We start from the raw sequence: 3,850 nt of genomic DNA, 5'->3' as shown, positions 1-3,850 counted from the left end.
TTGGGCAGGAGGAAAAATCTAGCCCCCGCCCCTATAACGGGAACGGAGTTGGCGGTTGGTGGCGGCAGTCGCGATAGCGGCGCGGGGGTCTTCCGGCCAAGGATGCTTGCGATACCTACCACGCATTTCTGCTCGTACCTGCGGATACACTTCATCCCAGAAATGATCCAAGTCGGTCACTAACGCCGCCGGACGTCCTGCTGGCGATAGCATCTCTATCGCCAGATTCACCTTTCCGCCCAGGATTTTCGGCGTGGATTGCAGGCCAAAGAACTCTTGTAGTTTTGCTTGCACCCGGGGAAGGCCGCTAGTTACCTCATCTGGATACGTGATAGCGACGCGCCGGCCGGAAGGAACCAAAAACTCGCTAGGAGCTTCCCGCTCCAAACTGCGCCGTGATTCGTAGTCCAGCAGACCGTCCAGCCAGGCAGCTACCGGGGCATTCGCGGTATTTTTTCCATTTGCAAAATAACTTATCAATACCTGCCAGAAGCGGGGATTGTCGTGTAAATCCTGGTCACCAACTGCCGGGATAGCAGGCAAATAGTGCGCCGCCCAGCGCAGGCGGGCACGTAAGCTACTGGCTTTAGGATTCCAAGATAGAAAATCTAGCCCCACCCGCTGATACTCGGCTTCGAGGACGCGCTCAGGTTCCCGGATTTCCGCTTTCTGGCGCTGCAGAGAGATTTCTCCTAATAATCTTTCTTTCCATGCGCAGATTTCCCCGTCCCGAAATTCTTCAATGAGTTTCTCTTGCACTAAATGTTTCCCCAGTTCTAAAGCCAGTTCCTCGGTGAGGGGCGCAGCTAGGCGAATCAGGTCATCACCGCCTTTACGCAACCCAATTTCTGCAATCGCCAGCCACTTACTGGTGGATAAAGAACTGTCATTGTCTAGGTGAGCCGCTCCCGAACCAGACAGTTGATACCCTCCGGTTTTGTTGGTTAACCGGCCTATTTGCTCAGGGAAAGCCATCGCGACCACTACTCCAACGCTTAAATCACCCGCAATTTTTTGCAATTTAGCTGGTGAACTTGGAGTTTGCCTATTCGCGTTGCCTTGCCCTACCTGCCCGCCCCGAGCTGACAACGAAGACCCGAAACCCTCGCTACCAATATCAATACTTTGATGGCGCCGCGCCAATGCTTCAAAACGGCTGCGCTCAGTGCGGTAGGTTTTATCTCCTTGACGTTCCGCACGCTGAATCGCTGCCCACAAATCACCGTCTGGACTGCGCAGATCTGCCTGTAAAGCCGCGACCACTTGGGCGGCGCGGCGCTCACCTACCAGACGTGCCCCCAAAATCAGGGCACGTGCCAGGCGCGGGTGAGCGGGAATTTGCACCAGCTGGCGCCCGAAAACAGTAATCCGGCAGTCTACATCTAAAGCGCCGAGAGCCTGCAAATCCTTCTCCGCCTGCTGCCAGGCAGCAGGCGGAGGGGTGGTCGGCAGCGCCAGAAGTTCCAGGTCAGTTTGCCCCCAATCTGCCAGCTGTAAATAGGTCTGCGTCAAATCACTGCGCAAGATTTCCGGCTGAGTGTCGGCTTCCATGCGAGCATAAGTTTGCTGGTCATAGGCACGAATTACATATCCAGCTCCCAGGCGTGCGGCGCGGCCTGCGCGTTGAGCTACCGCGGCTCGTGAGCAACTCAAGGTACTTAGTCCGGCGGCATTTCCGCGAAAGCTACGGCTGGGAACCCGCGACAATCCGCTGTCAATCACTTGGCGAACCCCGGGAACAGTAAGCGCCGATTCTGCCACCGAGGTGGCCACAATAATCCGCCCCTCCCCCGGCTCTAGGGCGTCCTCGCTAGCAGCAGAGGCGCCCTCAGAAAGCACCTTTGCCTGCTGTCGGGAAGATAACTGCCCATGCAGGGTCATGATTCGCTCCGGGTGACTGGCACGCGAACGCAAAGTAGCGGCAATCGCCTCTACATCCGCGATTGCGGGCGCAAACAATAAAGTATCACCTTGAATACGGTGACTTAACGCCAGGTCAGCCAAGTAATCCCGAAACTGCCAGGATGTTCCCCGCTCGCTGATACGCCGTACCTGCACCGGTGGGGGCGCGAATACTTCTTGCAGAGGAAATAGTTTACCTTCCGCTTGAAGCACCGGGGTATCCTCGCCTAAAACCTTCCGGAAAAGCTCGCTATCTAAAGTTGCCGACATCACCACTATCCGCAGCTCTGGACGCAGCTGCCGTACTTCGCAGAGCAGAGCTAATAACACATCAGTCTCTAAAGACCGTTCGTGTACTTCATCGATGATTACCGTGCCAATACCAGAAACTTCTGGATCGGCCAACAGACGACGTAAAAACAGGCCGGCAGTCGCAAAGTCTAAGCGGGTATCGCGGCTGCGAGTAGATTCTCCTCGGACTGAAAATGCCACTTTATCTGCTAATCTATTTTCATTTTTGGGCAGCAATGTCTGCAGGTAACTGGCCGCCGCTCGCGCAGCAACCCGGCGCGGTTCGGTCACTATTACCCCCGCTGCCTCGGCGCTAGTTTTTGCCCGCGCGTCCTCAAGAGCCCAGCAAAAAGGAGGAACCAAAGTAGTTTTCCCTGATCCCGGTGCTGCCGTAACAATTGCTTTTCCTACGGTTTCGAGGGCGCCTTTCAGCTCCGGCAATATACTAGTCGCCGGAAGCTCAGGGGCGAGGGAACCTGCCTGGGAAAGCGTGAACATGCTTCTATTGTGCACCGTGGGAGAAGAAAGCCAATACTTCCGGCAGCGGTAAGGATAAATAGGAAAGCTGCCGCGAAATGAGCACAATAGCTATATGGGGTATAGCAGGAGAGGCAGACGCTGGTGGCAGCCAAGCAAGGGTTCTTGGGGAAACCGCATCATCGCCACCTTTATTCTTGCCTTGCTAGCCTGGGCTTTCATCCCTGGTCTAGGCCCTGATTTAGCGGGACTCTCCACCAAGGGAGCTCCCAAACTAACGCTTCCAGATTGGGGAAAAAGCGCGGATCAAATCCTCTCCGAATCGGTGCAAACCGATTTAGTCAAGGCAGTTGCCTCCTTACCTGAGGGCAAGTGGGAAAGCGCCTCCCCCTATCAGCGTTCCCAATTCGGGGTTCGCTGGGCAGATGTTGATCGCAATGGTTGTGATACCCGAAACGATATTTTAAAGCGTGACCTTTCACAGGTACACACCAAGCCGGGAACCCGTGAGTGTGTAGTGGTTAGCGGAGAGTTTACCGAACCTTACACTGGCCGCTACCAGCAGTTTCACAAAGGGGCCCAAAGCTCCAACCAGGTGCAAATAGATCACGTAGTAGCCCTGTCCAATGCGTGGAAAACCGGAGCCAGTAGGTGGGACTCTAAGGCTCGTGAACAGTTCGCCAACGATCCATTGAATCTGCTGGCAGTCGAGGGAACAGCAAATCAAGATAAGAAAGATAAGGACGCTGCCAGTTGGCTGCCCCCAAATAAGGGGTTTCAATGCCAATATGTTGCTTTACAGGTGGCGGTAAAAAATAAGTGGCATTTATGGGTCACCCCGGCAGAAAAGCGCGCAATGGCTTCGGTGGCGGCCTCCTGCCCCGTGCAGCCCCTTCCCGCTGGTTAGCCTGGTTCGGTAACGACCTTGCGAAATAGTCCGCGCATGCCTGAAGCCGTACCCGCAAGTCCGAGCCTGGCTCGGTAAAACCACTCCGGGGACCCCGTTGAGCCCCCTCTCAGGGGAACCCCCCCCCTTTCATTTTTTTTACCAAATAAAAAAGCCGTTAGTTATTCACTTCAGAAGCCTATTACACCCTGCAAAACAGATAAAATTAGGGAGAAAAGAAGAGGAACCATCAAATAATATCCAGCCGTTCTCTCAGTTGTTTAAAATAGCGAT

General features: G+C 54.7%; 2 protein-coding genes. One reads left to right on the top strand and one right to left on the bottom strand.

The genetic code is table 11. The annotated features are described in order from the left end of the window. Nucleotides 1-18: 18 nt before the first annotated feature. A complete protein-coding gene (locus RDM26_RS08380; protein WP_307738506.1) occupies nt 19-2,691 on the bottom strand; it encodes an ATP-dependent helicase C-terminal domain-containing protein in 2,673 nt (890 codons plus the stop codon). Between the two features lie 94 nt (nt 2,692-2,785). Between RDM26_RS08380 and RDM26_RS08375 the strand changes: the two genes are divergently transcribed. Continuing rightward, complete coding sequence (locus RDM26_RS08375) at nt 2,786-3,577, top strand: DUF1524 domain-containing protein (protein ID WP_307738505.1); 792 nt, start codon at nt 2,786-2,788, stop codon at nt 3,575-3,577. Nucleotides 3,578-3,850 lie beyond the last annotated feature (273 nt).

The organism is uncultured Varibaculum sp., assembly GCF_902489465.1.
Lineage (GTDB): Bacteria > Actinomycetota > Actinomycetes > Actinomycetales > Actinomycetaceae > Varibaculum.
This window is presented reverse-complemented; position numbering and strand designations above follow the sequence as displayed.